Origin of the sequence: Capnocytophaga sp. oral taxon 380 str. F0488, from assembly GCF_000318255.2 — a bacterium.
GTDB lineage: Bacteria > Bacteroidota > Bacteroidia > Flavobacteriales > Flavobacteriaceae > Capnocytophaga > Capnocytophaga ochracea.
This window is the reverse complement of sequence record NZ_KB291194.1, coordinates 25413-30472: the sequence shown is the minus strand read 5'-3', so window position 1 is coordinate 30472 and position 5060 is coordinate 25413. Positions and strand designations below refer to the sequence as shown.

General features: G+C 40.0%; 3 protein-coding genes. 2 read left to right on the top strand and 1 reads right to left on the bottom strand.

Annotated features, from left to right (window positions below):
• Positions 1 to 293 precede the first annotated feature (293 nt).
• Positions 294 to 2435 (top strand): TonB-dependent receptor, encoded by a 2142-nt coding sequence (locus tag HMPREF9078_RS04810; RefSeq protein WP_009419617.1) that lies wholly within the window; start codon positions 294 to 296, stop codon positions 2433 to 2435.
• Positions 2436 to 2467: 32 nt separating this feature from the next.
• Complete coding sequence (locus HMPREF9078_RS04805; RefSeq protein ID WP_009419616.1) at positions 2468 to 3808, top strand: DUF4374 domain-containing protein; 1341 nt, start codon at positions 2468 to 2470, stop codon at positions 3806 to 3808.
• Between the two features lie 51 nt (positions 3809 to 3859).
• On the opposite strand, the gene HMPREF9078_RS04800 is transcribed toward HMPREF9078_RS04805, so the two are convergent.
• A complete protein-coding gene (locus tag HMPREF9078_RS04800) occupies positions 3860 to 4783 on the bottom strand; it encodes an alpha/beta hydrolase (protein ID WP_009419615.1) in 924 nt (307 codons plus the stop codon).
• Between the last annotated feature and the right edge of the window lie 277 nt (positions 4784 to 5060).

Sequence of the window (5060 nt, the reverse complement as noted above, 5' to 3'; positions counted from 1 at the left end):
CTAAATCACTCCTTCCGAATCCCTCCGTTTTCTTCCGAACCTCCTTAGCTCTCTGCTCTCTTCCAAACTTTCCTCCGAAAACCCCTAGTCCCTGCGAGATTTTCCTAAAAATCTGAAAACTCCTAATGTATCACTTTTAACAATACACACTTTGCCTAAGTTTTAAACTTTGTAAAGGTTGATTATTAGCACTTCTGATATTATTAACATTAAATATTTTCTATTTTTTTAGAATCATTCCATTTTATTTACTATCTTTGCACCCTCTTTTTTTCTCATCAGAAATAATATTAATGCCTTTATCACCTAAAAATATAATCCTTTTACTCACTCCTTTTTGTGCAACTCAACTCTTCTCTCAACCTGTTGAAGAAGAAGTCACGCAACTCAGTGAGGTTGTGCTCACAGGGCAATCACCTATCAAGCAAGTGCAAAAAGCAGCTTACAACGTGGTGGCTATCGAAGCTCAACAGCTCCGCAATCTCAACAGCAATGCTGCCGATATGCTTGCCCGTGTATCGGGAGTGAAGATGCGCGAAACCGGTGGGGTAGGGGCAGAGGCGAATATCAATCTTAATGGCTTTACCGGTCGTCACGTGCGTATCTTTATCGATGGGGTTCCTATGAACGAAGCTAATGCCTCTTTTCGCATTAATAATATTCCCGCTGAACTTATCGAACGTATCGAAATTTACAAAGGTGTGGTACCTGTTACTTTTGGTGCCGATGCTCTTGGGGGCGCTATCAATGTAGTAACGCGCAAAAGCCGATACAACTACGGCAATCTTTCCTATACTTTTGGTTCTTTCAACACCCATAAAAGTACCTTAAATCTCGGTCAATTCCTCACCGATAACATCAGTGTAGAACTCAATGCTTATCAAAATTACTCCGATAACAGTTATAAAGTATTTACCGAATATCTCGACCTCCAAACAGGCTCTTACTCTAAAGAAAAACGTTGGTTCAAACGCTTTCACGACCGTTATCACAACGAGGCTATCATAGGTCGTGTGAATATCTTCGATGAAAAATGGGCTGATAAACTTTCTTTTGCACTTAATTATAGTCAAGAGCATAAACAACTCCAAAACGCCAACCTAATGCAAAAAGTCTTCGGAGGTAAGTACCGCAAATCTCATAACTATTCATCTTCAGTAGAATATGAGAAAAAGAATATCCTCAAAGGTCTCTCTTTCTTCCTTACAGGGCGTTATGATTTTACCACCACTCAGAATGTAGATGAAGAAGCTCGCCGTTATAGCTGGACGGGTGAGTATGAACCAATGGTTACTCGTGGTGAATCGCAACTTCAGAATACTATTTTTGAAGGTAAAACGGGCTATATTACTTCACACTTAGACTATCAACTCAGTGAAAAACACTCTTTTCAACTCACACACACCTTCAGTAATTACATTCGGCGTAACAAAAATATGCTCATTACCAACTATACCCTCGATTCCGATTTTATGAGGCGTGTCAATGAGAAAAATATTTCTGGATTATCATATAAGTTCACCCCTTCTGAGCGTTGGAATATATTAGCTTTCGGTAAATATTACAATACAGCTGTAACAGGTCCAGTGATTGTTACTGGATATGGAAGTCGCGCTGTATATGAAGAAGAAACTCATCACACTCAGGCTTGGGGGTATGGTGGGGCGACTACTTATCAGCTCTTAAAGCCTCTACAAGTCAAACTTTCTTATGAAAAGAGCTTCCGTCTACCTACTGATACCGAACTTTTTGGCGATGGCGATTTAGAGATTGGCAACTATAAGCTCAAACCCGAAAATAGCGATAACCTGAATGTAAATCTCTCTTATCAACCTGCGTTCAAAGCGCATTCATTCTTAGTAGAAGTGGGTTTTGCCTATCGTTATATCAAAGATTATATCATCAGAAGTATTATCAGTGCAGGAGCTAATGAAGGCTCCGCAGGAAGCCGAAATCACGGTAAGGTACTCAATATGGGAGTCGATGCTACCCTGCGCTATTTCTTCTATAAAGATGCATTTTCAGTAGGTGGCAACTTGTCTTATATGAACTTGCGCAACAAAGAAGAATTTACTGAAACAGGTCGCCCTTCTGCTATCTATAACGACCGTTTGCCCAATATGCCTTATCTATTTGGCAACGCCGATGCTACTTGTAATATAGAAAGCCTCATTGCTAAACGCGACAAACTATCACTAAACTATAATCTCTTTTTCACCGAAGAGTTTTTTACCTCGTGGCAAAGCGAAGGAACAAAAATTAAAGTCCCTCGCCAACTTTCACACGATGTGAGTCTTACCTACTACACCCCTAACAAACGGTTAAGTCTTTCCGTAGAAGCCAAAAATATCACCGATGAATTGTTGTACGATAACTACAGCCTCCAAAAAGCCGGTCGCGCTTTCTATGCCAAACTCTCCTACCGATTCTACTAACAACTAATTTCTAACAACTAATTTCTAAATATATGTATATCAATTTTCAAACATTCAAAAAAACGCTACTTGTAGGCTCATTAGTTAGCTTCGTAGCCCTTACGTCTTGCAAAAAAGACGATAATACTCCAGTCCCTCCTCCTTCTGCCGAGGGAGCTAACTTCTTCATCGATGCTGGAGGTGATCAAAATAAAACTCGTTATCTGTTGGTCGCTAAAAACGTAGAAAAAGGGGAACTCCCTCTTTCTGCTAACCAAGAACAATTCAAAGAAGCTAATGGCTATTTCTGGCAGTTCAACAAGAACACAGCAGTAGGTCTATCCTATGGCTTTAAAGGAGCTGGTATCGGTATTTCTTACGAAAAAACAGCTCAAGGTGTAAAACATCTTACTGATTTTGACGTAGCCGAACGTGCCACCACTTTCGGTTTCTTCAGTGATTATTGGATAACTGTAGTAGGCGGACAAGAATACGAAGGCAAAAAGGACGGTGCAACCTTCAACTTCCGCAATGCCAACAATTATACCAAAGCTTTTACCAAAACTATCCATACAGCAAACCTCCTTCCTGAGATGAACACCTCCTCTTCTACTCAAGAAATCGTGTCGTTTGCTGGTATCTTAGACAATGGTAACGGTGAGTTCTTCAGCGGTATGATAGTTTCTGATTACAAAGATGTGCAAGTAGCTCAAGGTTCAAGCACTGGTAAAATCCACAATCCCGATGTAGTGTATGTAGGAGTACTCGATAAAGACTTGAACCTCAAACGTAGCTATAAAAGCGATAAGCTCAGCTATAGCGCAGGTCGTTTCAAATCTCAATATTTGTTAGAAATGGGTAAAGCCGATAATGGCGATGTATATGTGTTCTCAGGAGCGATTGCTAAGAATCCTCCTAAAGTAAAAGCTCCTCAAACCCCCGATGTTGCTTCAACAAAACCTGCAGGTGCTTTGCGTATCAAACAAGGTGCTACCGACTTTGATAGCTCTTATTTCTTTGATATCTCAACAGTATCCGGTAACGGAATCTTTCGTCGTGTATGGCATATCACCGGTAATAAGTTCTTGCTTGAGTTCTTTAATGATGCTTCAAAAGCTGCCCTCAATGGAGTAGATGTAAACCGCTTTGCTATTGTAGATATGGAAGCTAAATCTTTCAACTGGGTAACCGGACTGCCAGCTCTCTCTGATTTTGCCAATATGACGTCAAACCCCGTAGAGCTTGCTGTCTACAATGGTAAAGTCTATCTACCAGTAAATGTGACAAATGCTGATCCTGCCATTTACATAATCGACCCTGCTACTAATAAAGCTACTAAAGGTCTCACCGTAAAAGGTGCTTCTTTTATCAACGCCATCGGTCACTTTAAATAACAAAACAAAAAGGTGCTTAGAAGACAATCTCTCTAAGCACCTTTTCTATTTTTACTTTTCACATTTTACTTTCTTCAGCCATTTCTCGGTATTTCTCAAATACTTCTCACTCGGCACAAACTTATAATGTAACCTTTTAGAAAGCACCTCATACCGCTGTTGGATAACTGCTGGATTCTCCTCAATATCGTTGCGGTCGATGAACATCTCTGCAAAAAGCCTCCGCATCAAATCCATATTTCCTACCACTTGTATTGTGCCGTGATTCTCGTTGGGGTATTCAACAAAATAAGTCTCCAAATTCTTAAAATCTCCCTTTGTCGCCATTGCTTGCACCGCCTCTATCGCCTCCCGATGCCTACTGCGTCCATTGTTGCGCACCTTCTTCCCCGAATACGATAAATAAAAAATCCTATGTTTAAAATCCTTCCCTTTACTCGCCTCAAACAGCTGCACCCCATCATTATTACCCCACCATAAACTCGGGTCGTGTACAATATAAGCATTAAATAGCTCCGTATGTTTGTTAAGAGCTGAAACCACCGCCAATCCGCTCAATGAGTGACCTACTAAAATGCGAAAATCACTACATCTGTATTGCTTTTTAACCAAAGGAATAAGTTCATCAGCCACAAACTGCCAAAAACGATCACTATCGCTTCCAAAATCCCTTTCGCGCTGTGTGTTTTCAATTCCAATGACAATCATTTCTGGTACATTAGGGATTCCCTGAGCCAATTTCTCCATCAAAGTAGTAAAATAGTTGAAGTTTGTTTCTGCATCAAGCAGATACACCACAGGATAGTTTGTCTTTTTTAAAGTAGAGTCGTAATACGAATCAGGCAAATACACACTTATAGTACGCGTTTCACCTAACACTTTAGAAGAAACCGATAATTGTTCACCTATACAAATAGAAGTCTGCCCTTGAACAAAAGAGCAAGCTAATAGCCAAAACAAAAATACCCTTCTCATTACTTATTGATATTTAATAAATGTGATTTTAATAGATGCAAAAATACTAATAATTTCTCAAATTACCAATTTCTCAATGCCTTTATTCCCTACACTTTACCAAAGTTAATCTATCATCGCGCTATGCTTCACATCACCCTGTCATTCGTCATTTGTTCCCTTTTCCGTCATACTCCCCCTAGTGCCTATGGACTATTGCCTCCCACCTCCCCATTTTCTAATTTTCTAATTTGCTAATTCCCCAATTATCCCTTCTCCTTTTCCGTCATACTCCCCC

What these genes read in the sequence shown, in the direction of transcription:
- HMPREF9078_RS04810 (WP_009419617.1), top strand. Translation starts at nt 294, where the DNA reads ATGCCTTTATCACCTAAAAATATAATCCTTTTACTCACTCCTTTTTGT.
- HMPREF9078_RS04800 (WP_009419615.1), bottom strand. Translation starts at nt 4,783, where the DNA reads ATGAGAAGGGTATTTTTGTTTTGGCTATTAGCTTGCTCTTTTGTTCAA.
- HMPREF9078_RS04805 (WP_009419616.1), top strand. Translation starts at nt 2,468, where the DNA reads ATGTATATCAATTTTCAAACATTCAAAAAAACGCTACTTGTAGGCTCA.